General features: G+C 40.0%; 13 protein-coding genes. 2 read left to right on the forward strand and 11 right to left on the reverse strand.

What is annotated here, in order from left to right; genetic code table 11:
• Positions 1-46: 46 nt before the first annotated feature.
• From ggt to NST46_RS06540, 10 genes are all read right to left on the reverse strand, one after another.
• On the reverse strand, positions 47-2,692 hold the full coding sequence (gene ggt / locus NST46_RS06495; protein WP_445321733.1) for a gamma-glutamyltransferase: 2,646 nt from the start codon (positions 2,690-2,692) through the stop codon (positions 47-49).
• A gap of 259 nt (positions 2,693-2,951) precedes the next feature.
• Positions 2,952-4,436: a serine hydrolase domain-containing protein gene (locus tag NST46_RS06500; RefSeq protein WP_303447134.1), complete on the reverse strand. Its 1,485-nt coding sequence runs from the start codon at positions 4,434-4,436 to the stop codon at positions 2,952-2,954.
• A gap of 35 nt (positions 4,437-4,471) precedes the next feature.
• A complete protein-coding gene (locus NST46_RS06505; protein WP_095314208.1) occupies positions 4,472-5,059 on the reverse strand; it encodes a CalY family protein in 588 nt (195 codons plus the stop codon).
• Positions 5,060-5,089: 30 nt separating this feature from the next.
• Complete coding sequence (gene sipW, locus NST46_RS06510) at positions 5,090-5,653, reverse strand: signal peptidase I SipW (protein WP_303447135.1); 564 nt, start codon at positions 5,651-5,653, stop codon at positions 5,090-5,092.
• A 21-nt stretch (positions 5,654-5,674) separates the two neighbouring features.
• On the reverse strand, positions 5,675-6,118 hold the full coding sequence (locus NST46_RS06515) for a hypothetical protein (protein WP_341136967.1): 444 nt from the start codon (positions 6,116-6,118) through the stop codon (positions 5,675-5,677).
• A 37-nt stretch (positions 6,119-6,155) separates the two neighbouring features.
• Positions 6,156-8,189 carry a glycoside hydrolase family 3 protein gene (locus NST46_RS06520; RefSeq protein ID WP_251659737.1) on the reverse strand — a complete coding sequence of 678 codons (2,034 nt, stop codon included), beginning with the start codon at positions 8,187-8,189 and terminating at the stop codon, positions 6,156-6,158.
• 514 nt (positions 8,190-8,703) lie between these two features.
• Positions 8,704-9,546 (reverse strand): carbohydrate ABC transporter permease, encoded by an 843-nt coding sequence (locus NST46_RS06525; protein ID WP_095314213.1) that lies wholly within the window; start codon positions 9,544-9,546, stop codon positions 8,704-8,706.
• A 68-nt stretch (positions 9,547-9,614) separates the two neighbouring features.
• Positions 9,615-10,508, reverse strand: a complete 894-nt coding sequence (locus NST46_RS06530; RefSeq protein WP_341136968.1) for a carbohydrate ABC transporter permease — start codon at positions 10,506-10,508, stop codon at positions 9,615-9,617.
• An 84-nt stretch (positions 10,509-10,592) separates the two neighbouring features.
• Positions 10,593-11,921, reverse strand: a complete 1,329-nt coding sequence (locus NST46_RS06535) for an ABC transporter substrate-binding protein (RefSeq protein WP_445321734.1) — start codon at positions 11,919-11,921, stop codon at positions 10,593-10,595.
• A gap of 812 nt (positions 11,922-12,733) precedes the next feature.
• Complete coding sequence (locus NST46_RS06540) at positions 12,734-13,237, reverse strand: hypothetical protein (protein ID WP_095314215.1); 504 nt, start codon at positions 13,235-13,237, stop codon at positions 12,734-12,736.
• A gap of 325 nt (positions 13,238-13,562) precedes the next feature.
• On the opposite strand from NST46_RS06540, the gene NST46_RS06545 reads away from it, so the two are divergent.
• Both NST46_RS06545 and NST46_RS06550 read left to right on the forward strand, forming a co-directional pair.
• Positions 13,563-14,114 carry a TetR/AcrR family transcriptional regulator gene (locus NST46_RS06545; RefSeq protein WP_341136969.1) on the forward strand — a complete coding sequence of 184 codons (552 nt, stop codon included), beginning with the start codon at positions 13,563-13,565 and terminating at the stop codon, positions 14,112-14,114.
• Between the two features lie 2 nt (positions 14,115-14,116).
• Positions 14,117-14,494, forward strand: a complete 378-nt coding sequence (locus tag NST46_RS06550) for a DMT family transporter (RefSeq protein ID WP_341136970.1) — start codon at positions 14,117-14,119, stop codon at positions 14,492-14,494.
• A gap of 461 nt (positions 14,495-14,955) precedes the next feature.
• Here NST46_RS06550 and NST46_RS06555 read toward each other — a convergent pair whose 3' ends face one another.
• Positions 14,956-15,492 (reverse strand): DUF5412 family protein, encoded by a 537-nt coding sequence (locus NST46_RS06555; RefSeq protein WP_341136971.1) that lies wholly within the window; start codon positions 15,490-15,492, stop codon positions 14,956-14,958.
• Positions 15,493-15,508: the final 16 nt, after the last annotated feature.

Below are 15,508 nucleotides of genomic sequence, written 5' to 3' on the forward strand. Positions count from 1 at the left end.
CAGAACTTTAGCATTTTCCCGCTCTGATAAAGCACAAGGGGGAGAGCTACTGCCACATATCAAGCAAGTCCTCTGCACCGCTCAACAGCGTATCGTGAGCTTGCTCGGAAATGGAATCTGCAGCTTTTAGCTGATCTAACAACTGCTTAAACCCTTCTAGATGCTTGATAGCTTTATCCATCTTTTCATTTTCCTTGTAATGTCCTACCGTCGTTAGGTGGGTAAGAAGCAATCGCGCAACATGTTCTTCGTAAATTTCATCATCCGCTTGTAATTGCTCCACACGGGATTTTAGACCATCGATGCTAATGAAATCCTCTGCTGATAAACCGATTGCAGTACCTTCTCTCGTTGAGTCTGCTGCCCCAATGAACATCCCTTCATCTAGAACAATGCTATTCACATTTCCGATCTCTGTTGGATTTGCTTCCCAAGCGTGTCCCATCTCTTCAAGCAGTTGCCGGACATTATCCGAAATGCCATACTCCCAGCGTATGGTTGGGTAACTATTGCTATAAATACGCGGCTCCTCAATTGCATCCTTTATCGGCATTCCATAGCCGATGACATTGGCAATTGTCTGCGTGACAGACGTTATAATCGTCGCTCCTCCCGGGGAACCAACCGTCATAAATGGCTCGCCATCGTTTAACACAATTGTTGGGGTCATGCTGCTTAGCGGCCGTTTATTTGGCTGCACCTCATTTGCGCCGCCTGGTACAGCGTCAAAGTCGGTTAATTCATTATTCAGTACAATTCCATATTCCGGTACCATAATGCCCGATCCGAATAGCTGCTCAATTGTCGTTGTATTGGAAACTAGATTCCCCCATTGATCTGCTACTGTATAGTGGGTTGTTTGTCCTTCTTGTTTATCATCCACCTGCTGGACAATAGTTGGAGCACTTCCGTCCTGATACTCCCACGGATCCCCTGGCTGTACATTGTCATTAGCATGATCAGGTGAGATGGTTTCAACCCGCTCTGCTATATAATCCGGATGAAGCAGCCCATCTCTTGGCACTTCAACATACTCCGGATCGCCCATATATGCTCCTCGATCCGCATAAGCAAGATGCATCGCTTCAGCCATGAAATGATATTTTTCCGGTGATTTGATATCATGCCCTGTCAGTTCAAGCTGTTCAAACATTTTTAGGAGCTGAAGCATCGTTAATCCTCCTGAGCTTGGTGGCGGCATGGAAGCAATGTCATAGCCCTGATAGTCTCCCCAGACTGCTTCATCTTCGGTCACATCGTAATTCCTTAAATCCTCTTTTACCATGCTCCCATCAAATTCTTGAACAGTTTCGGCTAATGCTTCACCAATTTCCCCATTGTAAAAAACATCTGTTCCTTGATCGCGTATCAGTTTAAATGTTTTCGCTAAATCTTCTTGTACTAAAATCTCTCCTTCTTCTAATGGTTCACCTTCTGGGAGAAACACATCCTTTGCTGCTGTACGCTCTAATTTACTTTGATTACTTGCAATAGCATTTGCTAAAACCCAATTTACCTCGACCCCTTGCTCTGCCATATCTATCGAAGGCTGTATTAATTCATCAAGCTCCATCGTTCCCCATTTATCTAATGCTTCTTCCAATCCTTTTAATGTGCCTGGAACCCCAACAGAGGTACCACTTTGTACCCTTTCTGAAAATGGAATTACCGAACCAGCAAAGGTTTCGATATCCCAATCCTCTGGTTCCTCGGCTCCATCCTCCCATAAACGCACTTTTAATTCATCGCCCTCAACACGGAAACGCAATGACTGCCAATCATTCGTTCCTTCATACGGCAACGTAGCAAGTGTTGAGCTCGTTGAATCCTTTGATTGAATTAATCTTATTTCATTTGTCTTCGTATTGATTTCAACACCGTAGCCATTTTTGACATACGTTGTTCCCGTAGAACGATATTCATCCGATCGCAGCCACAAACGCAACCGTCGGTCATCACCGGAATCATCGGCCCGGTAGCGAATGAAAAGTTCGCTATCCTCAACCTCATCCATCACAGCTGTTGTTTGACCATAAGAAGATGAATTACTGCCAGTTGGAGGCCCAAAGTTAATTAATCCACCATCTTCATCCAGCTGGAATGTTGTTCCACGTTCAAACAAGGAAAACTTATTAGGATCCCACGGCTCCCCAGTTTCACCAGTAAAATCATAGTCAAAAATTGTCGCTTCCTCATCCGATGCGTCAAGGTCGGTAACATTTACTTCACCAATATGAAATTGCTTATCCTCGCCCTCTGGATTCATATCAATTGCACCTAGATGAAATTTTCCTGGATCTGTTACTACATTTTCTTTATCTAAAAACATATCTGGCGTTGCCCCTTGAGGAGCCCGCTCTCTGCTGTTAATAATTGAGACATCCTCGCTTTGGGCATCATAATACATGAAAAAACCGCCGCCACCAATTCCAGACATCATTGGTTCCGCAACATTTAATGCGAACTGAATAGCTACTGCAGCATCCACTGCATTACCACCTCGCCTCAGAACATCTGCTCCAACCTCTGAAGCTAGAGGATGTGCCGTAACCACCATCCCCATGTCACCCTCATCTGTCTGTTCATCTAAAATACCAGGGTTTTCTGGTTCGTATCCTGTATTATCATCTGGATCAACCGCATCGGCTAAAGAAACAGGAATACTTACACCAAAGAATAGTAATAAGACCATGAAAATAGATACTAATTTTTGCTTGCTGTTCTTCAATTTTATTCCTCCTTAAAACTCCCCTTTTATACCCACGTACTACTAATTGTGAACATCAGCCTTTATCTTATGGACATCAGCTAGTTTCCTATAAATATCAGTCTTTTTATCACAAATATCAGCTTTTCTTCTCAGCTCATCTACATCCGCACCATTTTCAAATCTATCCGATCAGAAAAAATGCATGCAGCAAGAAAGCTGCTTCCTTGCTGCACCGTAAAAATTACTGCCATTTTTCTATTAAATAGTCTGTTGTGCGTTGTAAATCATCATGTGTCGCGTCGTCAATTCCTTCTTGTATGAAAAGATAGTCAACTAATTGTTGAAACCCTTCTAAATGCTTTACGACCTTTGCTTGGTCTCCTTTATTTTCATATTGCTCAATCGCTGTTAAATGCAGTTGGAGAGCACGCGCATCAGACCCCAACTCAAACGCACCCCTCGTATCAAGCCGTTCCACCATCATTCGCATGCCCGCTGCATTCCACGCATGAATGGAATCTGCCGTTTTTTCAGCCGCTTTTCTGCGAATCGTATTTGTTGAGACGGTATTACGTGTTGGATGGACCCGATTCGTTAGCAGGATTGTAACCGATTCCTTATTTGGGCTAACAACGATTGACGTTCCGGTATAACCGGTATGTCCCATCGTATTAAATTCTGCTAGATCATCCATATACCATTCTTGATTAAGCTCCCATCCGATACCTTGATCCTGTCCTGGAAATGCCTCATTCCAATTCGTATTGATTTGCTCGAAAGCTTCCTCGGTAAGAATTTGCGTCCCTTCATAGTTTCCTTTATTCAGCATCATCTCGGCGAAGACAGCTAGATCTGATGCACTGCTGAATACCCCAGCATGTCCAGCTACTCCATCAAGCGCCCAAGCTTTTTCATCATGAACACTTCCCCAAACAATTCCGCGATTTGTCCACGGCTGATATTCCGTAGCCGCAATACGATGCTGTAAATCAGCTGATGGATCATACATCGTATCCGACATGTTTAAAGGTTCTGTAATAAATTCTCGTACAAAGTCATCCTGCCGCTCGCCACTAACTCGTTCAATTAATACACCCAGCGTAATATAGTCGACATCGCTATACACATAAGCTGTCCCAGGCGGATTTTGTAAAGGCTCGTTTAATACAAAATCTAATAGCTCCTCACGTGTTCCTTCCATTTCGTGAATCGGTTCTGTCGTGCTCGGTCTAAACCCAGACGTATGTGTCAAGAGATGGCGGATCGTTACATCCTCTTTGCCTTGTGCGGCAAATTCAGGAATATACCAATAGACCGGGTCATCCAATTCGAATGCTCCTTGATCCCATAATTGCATAATTGCTGTTGCTGTAAATAGTTTCGATATAGAGGCCACATCAAAAATTGTGTCTTCCTGCATCGAAACAGGCTCATCCATCTCCGTAAATTGGTCGTCCGTATAACGTGCTGCATATCCATATGCCTGATGCTTAACGATTTCTCCATCTCTAGCAATCAGCACAACTGCACCAGGCATTACCCTATCCGCTAAAGCTTCTTCTATTTCATCATCCAAATCATCCAATGGTTGCTGGAGCATCTGGACGCGGTCTGCTTCAACTACTATTGATTCTGCAATGGATGCATTGCTTATTCCACCAGCATGGGGAAATAATAAGATAATCGTCATTATAATGGTTGTTACTGTTAGTAACCGCTTCTTCATTTCATCTCGTCTCCCTTATTAGAGATCGTCGTTTACTATTTATCTTCACCAGCTGTTTGCGTTGCGGTAAATGTCCATTCCAAATTCAAGGAATCACCTTGAAATTGATTTTGGTCTTCTCCATTATCGATAAAATTAAATTTAACGACTAAGTCATCAATGGAATCAACCTCCAAACCTTTTTCACCAAACAACGGATAAAAGACATTCTCATTTACAGCTTCTGGTGTCAGCGATTTTAGTTCTGCAAGCGTCGTTTCATAAATTACCTCATCCAATTTGTCTGCATTATAAAGGAATTCTACTTGGATATGCTCACCGAAATCCTCTGTATTATCACCAGCTGCATCGTTTACCGTATAGTTCGTATCTAACAGCACCTTATCGATATCTAACGTTCCATTGTTTTGTAGTTCAAAGTCTCGAATCATGGAATCTCCTGGTTTGATATTATCTACCTCAATAATTTGTGTTGGATTCACTGCTAAATCTAATGTCCCCGCTGCAAATGTATTGTTTGTTGTTTCCGTATCACTAAAATAGGCAAACGTTCCTCCACCAACGAGCGTTAAACCAAGCACTGCTGAAATAATACCTGCCCCTAATTTCTTTTTAATATTCATCCTGAATTCCTCCTCTAATTTTTGTTCTGATTATGCTCGGATTTCTTTTTCATTCATGAGCTGTTTCACTTCTTTTAACGTGCTTCTTATCGTTATCAAGGAATAACCTATTAATAGTATCCCTGGAAAAATGAATAGCAGTGCTGCCCCTTCACGTGAGCTGGTAAAATTCATAACATATCCTGCATAGGGTATCGTGAACCCGGTGTATTGCCCGACAATGTTCTCTGCCAGCACCGGATTGCGGTCTGCACCATTATTCGCATCGCCTTTTGTCACATATTGCTGTCCGCCATTCTTTACTTCCACAATACGGTGGGTTACCAGCACATCTTCTTCTGATTGAAATGTAATCACATCATTTTCCTGAAATCGCTCCCCGGCTCCTCCCGTTTCAATCGCGATAAGCGATCCTGTTTGAATATCAGGCTCCATGGAACCCGACAGGACAGACTTTACTTGATACCCAAACAGATTCACCTCATTCCCTGCTGCCTTAGAAGCAACGGAGAGAAAAAGGACAGACAATAAGACGATAAATAAAATAGTTGATAGAAAGCTAGTACATTTCTTTAATATACTTTTTATACGCATTTGTTCTATTCACTCCCTTGCTCAGCTGGGCTCACTGGTTTCTCCCATTTCCTCTTCATTCACATCTTCCTGCTCTGTTTCTTCTTCAACTTCGGATCCTTCTTCTATTTCCTCATCGTTCGTTTCTTGGACTTCCTCTGTTTCTGTTGATTCAGCCGCTCCGGTTGATGCCCCCTCATTTCCCCCATGCCCGTTCTCCGTATCAGCTTTTTCTTCTTCTAAATCATCTGCTTCTGCTGCCTCTTCTTCGTTCACTATTTCTTCACCTGCTTCAGACTGCTCCTCCTCCGTTTCTTCATTCGTTTCTATCTCTTCCACTTGATAGCTGCCAACTGTTATATTTCCAACAACTATTGTGGTATCGGTAAACAAAGCCGTTGTCGGGGTATGCACCTGATATAGGATGATAAAAATCAAATAGAGCAGTGCAGATAGCCGCACTCCGATTCGTAAAAAATACCTCAAGCTGCATCCCTCCCCGGCTTGTTCCTGCGATTACGGTTTAGTTTTCTAACCAATGCTCAATTAACCGCAGTCCCTCTGTATCTAAATAACTATGAGCTTTCTTTGAAATTGCCTCATTAACCTGTTGTTGATCAAGCAGTTTTCGAAAGCCCTCCAAATGCTTAATCACCTTATCAGGCAGCCTTCGATCCTCATATTGGGCTACTGCAGTTAAATGGAGATTGAGCGCACGACTTGCTTCTTCATTCGATATTTCTCCAGCTTCATCCAATTGATCGACAAGCTGTTTCATTCCTGCAGCACTACGTGGTATATCAACATAGTCCAGACCCTCCCCAATTTCATATTGTTCCGGGATTGTGACAGGTAAACTCCCAAACGGGTTAATCTCACCTGCCAGTACACCAGCAACCGCCTCCATGGATACATCTAAATAGCTGTAGCTCGCCACATAGCTGTCTACATCTGGAAAGGCCATCACATCATATGGATTCCGGTGAGCGGAAACAACTATTGGCTTCCCAGTAGCCTGTAATGCTTCAACCAATGCTTGCTGCTGACTATTTGTGTTTGCTGTGTAGGTCGTGATAATCACTTTGTCCACAGTATCAGCAAGCTCTACAGCTTGATCAATTTGCCCTGCTGTCGGACTTGTTGCCGTCGCAAAACTATCTGATTTTATTCCTTTGTCATCCAATAAATCTGCTATCAAACCAGGCTTCGCAACCGATGGTCCAGTTACAAGCACCGTTTCTGCGTCGGATACAGGCAGAACATCCTGTTCATTTTTAACAAGCGTGATGCTTTTTTCAGCGATTTCCTTCGCCGTTTGCAAATTGGCTTCTGTTCCGATATTTTCTAGATTCGCTGGATCTGCATAAGGATCTTCAAATAAACCTTTTTCTGCTTTTGATTGTAAGATCCGGTAAACGGATTCATTTAAGCGATCCTCACTGATTTCACCAGACTGTACCGCTTTAAGCACACTCGTATAAGCTTCTTCCACATTTGCAGGATTTAATAGAATATCCGCTCCTGCTTTAAATGCCTCCACAGGAACCTCTTCCGGTGGCAAAACATCGGCACCAGACATATCAAGGCTATCCGTAATAATTAAACCATCAAACCCCATTTCCTCACGCAATAAATCAGTAAGGATCGGCTTCGATAATGTAGCCGGTAGACCAGAGTCATCCAATGCTGGAACAACAATATGTCCTGTCATAATGGCATCTACACCTGCATCGATTGCATCCTTAAAAGGCTTCAAATCGACTGCATGCAACGTTTCCAAATCATGATCTATAATCGGTAGTCCATAATGTGAATCAACATCTGTATCTCCATGTCCCGGGAAATGCTTTGCCGTCGCAATCACATTTTCTCCCTGTAGTGCCTCGATTTGCTCAACTCCAAGACGGGACACACGATCAGGATCCTCACCAAAAGAGCGAACACCAATTACCGGATTTTCTGGGTTCAGATTGACATCCACTGTTGGAGCAAAGTTCATATTAACGCCCAGTGCTTCCAGCTCTTTTCCAAGAATGCTTCCGGTTTGTGCTGCGTAATTATCCAATCTCGCAGCCCCAAGTGCCATATTCCCTGGAAAAACAGTAGCAGGTCTCGTTGCCCGCTGAACAATCCCACCTTCCTGGTCCGTTGAAATAAACAGCGGAATCTCCTGGTCTTGCTCTAACGCAATATCCTGTAATCCATTTGATAACGCATTAACTTGCTCCACATCAAGTGGTGTCCCAATATTGTCTGTCCAGTTAAAATAAATCACACCACCAATATGATAATTTTCAATGACCTCTTGAAAGTCTTTGCCCCCACGATTATTCGCAATATTAATCAATTCGTAAGCTGGATCTGTCGGTGTTTTACCATATACATGGACAATAAAAAGCTGGCCAACTTTCTCTTCTAACGTCATTTCCTCCATGATTTCTCGAATCATTGCGTCATGGTTTCCTGCTTCACCTGTCTGATTTGCCAAGCTAGAAAGTGGAATACTGACGATAAGTAGTGTCAGTGACAAAATGGTTAACACGTATTTTAACTTCACTTATATTCCTCCTTTGCTCCGTCTAATTGCAACATTAAATCCGTAGAGAGGATCTTTCACCCCCATACGTCCTAACCAGGTGCTTGCCAATTCTTTTAAAAAAAACGAAACAATAATAGCTTGTCCTACTTATATAACCTGCCACTCCTCCCATGATTGATTCAGTGGTGTCAAAACCGTGCAGTAATTTAGATTAACTAGACAATAGCAAACCTCATTTAAAAATGTTGTTTTATTATGTAAAAAATGAATTATTTAATAAAAATGAATATTTATTCCTAGAATAACAATATTACATCCCTCATAGCATAGGAAATTAGTTGTGTTCAGTGGAAGGAAGTAAGCCTTAATACGTTCAAAATTAAGCCCGTATTCACACACTTTCAGCATAATGACGTTTATTAGTTACATAGTGATGACGAATAAGGAAGCCGTTTTTCTACACAAAAAAACAACAATCCGTAATGGATTGTCGTATCCTGTTTATTTTTTGCTATAGGTTACGGTTACAATGTTATCCTTTAATCGCACCTTCCGTTAAGCCCTTCGCAATTCTCCTTTGGAAAATCGCATAAAGAACAATAACTGGAATGATTGCAATCACCAGGCTTGCAAACAATGTCCCCCATGCATTCGTATATTGTGCTTCACTGCTAATAAAGTCAATTGCCAGTGCCAGGGTATAGTTATCACTTGTATTCAAAAAGATTAATGCCATAAAATATTCATTCCAGAATTGTATTGCATTCATAATTGTAACGGTAATGATCCCCGACATACTTAATGGCGTAATGATTTTCCATAAAACCATATACGGTGACATTCCGTCCATTGCAGCTGATTCTTCCAATGATTTCGGAATCGTGCTAATAAAGCTCGTTAACACAAAAATCGTAAATGGAAGCTGGCTTACCGCATAGACGATTGCTAATCCATAAATATTATCCAATAGATTAAGCTCCGCTAAGAGAAAGAATAATGGTATCCAGCCTAGTACCATTGGAATCATCATCGCTGAAATATATAATAGAAACAACGCTTGGCTTCCACGAAATTGAATGCGTTCAATCGCATACGCGGTTGGGATTGCGAGTACTAACGTAAGAGCAGTTCCAATAACCGTAACAATTAAGCTATTAAAAACACTTGTATCAATATTATAGTTTGTCCACGCTGTAACAAAATTATCGAGACTAAATGACTCCGGAAAGCCCCATGGGTTCCGATAGATTTCAGCATTTGATTTAAACGAACCTAGAAACATCCAGAAAATCGGATACAATACAGCGATTGTCCATAGAATTAACGGGATGCGAATCCCCGCTCTCCCTAGAATTTGTCCGACACTCCGCTTCACAAGCTATTCCTCCTCTCTCTTATATAGAAGTTATTCAAAAATCCGGTTTATCCTTTCTTTAAAAGCAATTAGTATTCGATTTTATCGCGACGCATAAAGAACTGGAGAACAAGCACCGTCAATAGGGATAGAATCAAAATCATAACGCCAATCGTTGCCCCGTAACCAAAATTATATTGGACAAACGCTTGCTGATAGAGATATGATCCCATCACATGTGTTGCATTATTTGGACCACCACCAGTCATTACCTGAACAATAATAAACGATCCATTTAACGTTGTAATGACGATATAAAGAATTGAAATTTTAATTTGCGGCCAGATCAATGGTAACGTAACTTTCCAAAATTGCTGCCACTCATTCGCCCCATCAATTTCTGCTGCCTCATAGTAGCTTTTGGAGATATTGGAAATCCCGCCAATAAGCATGAGCATAAATAATCCAATTCCTGCCCAAATGGAAGGGAGGACAAGACTTGGTAATGCCCAGGTTTCATCACCGAGCCATGGCTTTGCCAAGCTCTCCAAGCCGAGAAATTCCAGACCAGAATTAACCAATCCGAGACTCGGGTTATAAATAAATGTCCATAAAATCCCAATGACTACAACGGACATAATATTAGGAAAGAAAAATACAATTCGGTAGAAAGGAGCTTCCTTAATTTTTAATTGGGTTAAAGCAACTGCAAAAAATAGTGCTAAAATCATAATTCCGATTACTTTCGTTACAACTAAAAAGTAATCATGCATAATTGTATTTGGGATGATTGCATCCTTCACTAATTTTATGTAGTTTGCAAACCCAATAAATTCCTTATTTTGTGAAGAGCCCGACCAATCAAAGAAGGAGTAATACAACCCACTAAATAATGGATAAAGCGTAAAAACAGCAAATAATATAAAGGTCGGGATTAAACAAAAAGCTAGGAACAAATTCTTTTGTTTTTTAGACTGTACCATCTGATCCCACCTCCTGCCTTTTTAATAGAATCCAATTAAATGATCAGCAGGAGATTCGAAAAACCCCTGCTGATAGATTACTATTTAATTACTGCCACGATATTCAACTGCAGCCTTTTCTGCCTCTTGGACAAATTCCTCTGCTGTCATATTTCCAAGCATGAGCGACATGAGGGCATTCCCAACAGGAACCTCTAAATCGGCACTCATTGGATGTGGTTTATTATAAATCGTCACTTGGTCTGGATCGTTAATCATGGCGTTTGCTTCAGTTAAATATGCAGGAACATTTTCGTTTTGCGTTAAATCCACTTCCGTAATATTCATCATGGCACCCGTATGCTCGGAGAATGACATCGCATATTCACGTGTAAATGCAAATTCAACAAAGGCCTTTGCCGCTTCCGGATTCTCCGCCTCCTCTGCAATTGCTAGTGGACGCAGGTCTGGTACAATCGCATAACTCTCATCCTCATCCTGCATTGGGGAAGGAATAAAGCCAAAATCAAAGCCCTCTGGGATATCATTTGCCATTTCATTTGGCAGCCAGAACCCTACTGGAATAAAGGCATTTTCATGCAGTAAGAAATTCATTTGTGACTGGGTATGGTTTAATGCACCAAGTCCGGAATCAAACATTCCTTCCTGCTGCATTCTTTCTACACGCTTCATGATCTCTAAAACCGGATCACTTGTCCATGCACCTTCTGCACCTGTAATTAAATCAGCCAGCAATTCCTCCCCACCAGCTGCACCAAATGCCGGATAAAGTGCACCACGCAGGAAGTAATATGGATGCTGCCCACTCGTTACATAAGGATCGATTCCTTCTGCTTCTTTAATCTCTGTCATTGAACGCATTAAGCTTTCAAAATCTGTTGGCACCTCGTACCCCTTTTCTTCAAATAACGCTCTGTCATACCATGTACCCCATGTATCAAATACTAGCGGCAAGGAATATATATCACCGTCAAATGTTCCAGGTTCAACAATGAAACTATCCATTAACTTGTCGCCACCCTCTAGCTCAATACCTTCTACCCATTCGGTTAAATTCATCAACTGACCATCTTCTACCATTTGTGTTTCACTGGATCCCGCACCATCAATGTATACGACATCTGGTGGATCGTTGGACACCCAACGGCTCCGCATTTCCTCATTAATATTTGGACCAGCATGCTCAATTATATTGACATCTGGATATGTCTCTTTAAAGTCTGCAATAACTTCCTTCCACCAAGCGTCACCATAACCACCAACAAAATACTGGATTTCTAAGTCACCTGAAATGCCACCATCTGCATTGTCACCGGAAGGACTTTCTGAATCTGTCTGCTCTTCTGGTTCTTCATTTGTATCATCTTGATCATCATTCGATGAACAAGCAGCAGCAAAAGCAACCATCAGCATCATGACAAATAACACCATCATTCTGCCAGTTAATAATTTTTTCAACTTTATTTCCCCCTTTTATCTTTACAATAAATAAAGCATCGAAACAGCTCTCTACCTGCTATCTCTTTTTCATAAAAGAAAGGCCTCCTTTCCATCATTCATTCTTTCTATGAAAAAAAGATTTCTAGCCATAATGGAAGCTGTTTCCTATTAAGTGATGGATGCATCTTGTCCGATAGTGCAGAGGAACTACATCACCTTCTAAATTATATTGACCATATTCTTAATTATGCTTGGAATTTTTCAACTGCCCACAAGGGGAGGAATACGAGTCTTGCTGGAAGTCCATTTTTCATTTCCTGAATTATTTCCCGGGGAATATCGACAAATTTTGATAAGGAGAGACCACCTCTTGCTGTTTTGCATAAGGGCTTTTCGGTAATTATAGAGGTAGGATTATATTAATACATATATGCGATATAATGATTACGAATTGTTAATTTTGAGTAAATTTTCTAACATATTAACAGGTTATCCAGAGTTTGTGGATAACTGTAGCTAGGGGCGACTATCTACCTTTTTAGGTTCACTATTTTATTCTTATAGCAAATGTTAACTCCTAAAGATTTGTAGCTCGTTTCATATTTGTTTTTGTTTTTTCGCTTCCGTATAGTTAGATTAAAAATAATGTTTGGTCCGAATATCAAGTAAGCTCTTATGCTAAGTGAGACAAATAACAAAAACCCATTTCGAGTGCCGAAATGGGTTCCAAGTTTGTATAGTTAAACTATTTTCTTCTGTTTTTGTGGTTAACACAAGTCTATCGACTAAGCACTTAAACCTTCTGATTTCCGTGCCTGTGATGCATGTATTTTTTTCATTATAAATCGTGCTATCGGCTGTGCGATTAAAACTTCAACCCAAAATGCGATGAAAAAGTTACGTGGCCAATTATAAAAGAAAGTTTGAATAGGTTCCAAGCTAATTTCTCTCATGCCAATCCAAGAACCGATTACTGTAAGTAAAATGGACAGAATGGTTACGCTAAATAATATCGTGAATAATATTCTTGCATTAAAACCGTCATTTGGTTCAATAAATTTTTGTACAAGTTTATTAACGATGGGGTTTGCAACAAGTGTTACCAATAAAATGACGCAAATCCATATAAATGGAATTACTTGCAGGGTATCAAAATAGACCTTTTTACTGAAACCAAATTCAAATCCCATAATAAGAGGTGCGATAATATTGACTGAAAGTATCGATATAATCGCTAAAAATAATGCGAATTCTTTTCCGTTTTGTGGTAATCGTGTTTCGCCGTGCATATTGAACATCTCCATTTAAAAAGTTTTTCAGATGGTAGACGTATCATGAGACATATATTTTTGGTCCATAAAAAGACCAATATCTCTACACACTGATTTTATCAGTATAGCACTTTTTAGGGATAAATGTCCTGTCTTCTATATCAAATTTATTAACTATCTCCTTGCTGTATTTAGGGAGATTTAGCTAGCAAGAACCTGTTCAACTGACCCAGTCTTATCAAATTATTTTATTAAATAATAATACTACACGGGAAATCAATTCTATTGACAAAAATACCGTCTAGACGGTATAGTTACAAATATAAAAATTTCGGAGGTTACTATGCCTACTTCAAAAACAACGAATACGAAAAAAAGCTTGCTGATTGCTGCAGCTGAAATTGTAAAAGAAGAAGGAGTTGTTAAACTCACATTAGAGGCTGTCGCCCAAAGAGCGGGCGTGAGTAAAGGAGGATTACTATACCATTATCCCAGTAAGGAAGCGTTAATTAAGGGAATGGTGGAAGATTGGAAAAATAATTATTTTGAAAGCATTATAGCGTTAGCTAAAGACGATACAAAAGAGCCAGGAAAATGGAGCAGGGCTTATGTTCAATCTACCTATTCTAATTTAGAGAACGATAAGCTACTGAGTTCTGCAATAATGGCCGCAATGTTTATTAATCCAGAGTTACTAGATGAATACCGTCAACAATATGATCGTTTGCTTACAAAGTTAGAAAATGATGGGATTGATCCAATCAAAACAACAATTGCCAGATTATCTATAGATGGTTTGTGGTTTTCCGAAATATTTGGAATGCAGCCATTAAATAAAGAACTGCAAACAAACGTTTTTAATGAGTTAATCAACATGATTGAGGAGGAAGATTAACAATGGCTTATCTATATCTTGCACTCGCAATCATTGGGGAACTTATTGGCTCTTCTTTATTAAAAGCATCTGAGGGGTTTTCAAAGCTTTACCCTACACTAGGTTTAATTGTAGCTTTCGTTAGTTGCTTTTTCTTCTTATCATTATCACTGAAAACCATTCCTTTAAATGCTGCGTATGCAATCTGGTCAGGTCTTGGACTTGTTGCTACTGCAATTATTTCAGTTTTAATTTGGAAAGAAAAAATTAACATGGCTAGTATTGCAGGAATAACACTGATACTTGCCGGAGTACTAATCTTGAATTTATTTGGACCAGGACACGATGAATCTAGCCATGAAGCAGGTGAAACGCTTACAGTCGATGGAAAAACGGAATGAAGCTGGGACATAACAAACGTGTTTGAATGTTAAAGAAGAACGATGCATAAGCTTAGCATCGGAAATATACGTAGAGGCATAGGTGAGCCCCCTTGTGCTATCGCACTATGGTGTCTCACCTATGCCTCTGGATGCGCGAAGTATATTTCCGGAGCGAGTTATTTGCACTAATTATGTTCTGTTTTTATTTCATTCGTTTCTTTTTTAGCATTTTTTAACTTTTTGAGATACTCTTCCTTCAGACCCGAAGTATTGTTATCTTCTTCGTCTACATTGTTTGATGTTCATTTGCATCATTATTTTCTGTGTCAATACTTGAAATATTTTCTGCTGAACCTACATTATTTGATGTACCTTCTTTTTCATGAAATATTACTCTTCTTTCCTTTTTATTTCACTATTTAACCATAACATAAGACATTCATTTAAGATTAATTTCCACCTTTTCCCATTAGGGGAACCTAATATCCGTATGAATCTCCTTCTTTTAAATTTAAGATATGCTTGTTAATCGATACCGTACTGTTATTCTTCCAATCCACTTCAACTTGATCTATTGAGTCTTGATAATAAATACGTTTTTTAAACCATAGCGGCCCATTTAATTCTCCCCTTACTCCAAATGAACCTGCTGCCCCTGCGTCGTAACGATAAAAATCAATTGTATAATTATCATCGGGGGAATTGACTGTCTTTAAATGTTCACTTGCTCCTAATAACGATAATAACAGGGTAAGTGATACTCCTAAAAAAAGTCCGACAGATAGTAAGGATGACAAAATAATCGTTATCCAGCTTCTAGTTTTCGTTCGCCAGTTTCGTTTATCTTTAAAACCAAAAACTCCTAAGTAAAAGGCTAATAGACTCATTATAAGTAACATATAATTTGGTGGTGCAATTAGCCAAGCATGAGTAAAATTAGAATACAATGAATAGGCTGCTAATCCTAAGCAAACAAGTATTAAATAAAAAGACCAGAAGTTATACCTTCTTTCCATAAGACTCCACCTTGTT

It is taken from the genome of Oceanobacillus sp. FSL W7-1309, assembly GCF_038002145.1.
Classification (GTDB): Bacteria; Bacillota; Bacilli; order Bacillales; family Amphibacillaceae; genus Oceanobacillus; species Oceanobacillus profundus.

Bases quoted from the DNA above. Each gene is read 5' to 3' on its own strand.
- ggt (WP_445321733.1), bottom strand. From the start codon at position 2,692: ATGGTCTTATTACTATTCTTTGGTGTAAGTATTCCTGTTTCTTTAGCC.
- NST46_RS06500 (WP_303447134.1), bottom strand. From the start codon at position 4,436: ATGAAGAAGCGGTTACTAACAGTAACAACCATTATAATGACGATTATC.
- NST46_RS06505 (WP_095314208.1), bottom strand. From the start codon at position 5,059: ATGAATATTAAAAAGAAATTAGGGGCAGGTATTATTTCAGCAGTGCTT.
- sipW (WP_303447135.1), bottom strand. From the start codon at position 5,653: ATGCGTATAAAAAGTATATTAAAGAAATGTACTAGCTTTCTATCAACT.
- NST46_RS06530 (WP_341136968.1), bottom strand. From the start codon at position 10,508: ATGGTACAGTCTAAAAAACAAAAGAATTTGTTCCTAGCTTTTTGTTTA.
- NST46_RS06535 (WP_445321734.1), bottom strand. From the start codon at position 11,921: ATGCTGATGGTTGCTTTTGCTGCTGCTTGTTCATCGAATGATGATCAA.
- NST46_RS06540 (WP_095314215.1), bottom strand. From the start codon at position 13,237: ATGCACGGCGAAACACGATTACCACAAAACGGAAAAGAATTCGCATTA.
- NST46_RS06545 (WP_341136969.1), top strand. From the start codon at position 13,563: ATGCCTACTTCAAAAACAACGAATACGAAAAAAAGCTTGCTGATTGCT.
- NST46_RS06550 (WP_341136970.1), top strand. From the start codon at position 14,117: ATGGCTTATCTATATCTTGCACTCGCAATCATTGGGGAACTTATTGGC.
- NST46_RS06555 (WP_341136971.1), bottom strand. From the start codon at position 15,492: ATGGAAAGAAGGTATAACTTCTGGTCTTTTTATTTAATACTTGTTTGC.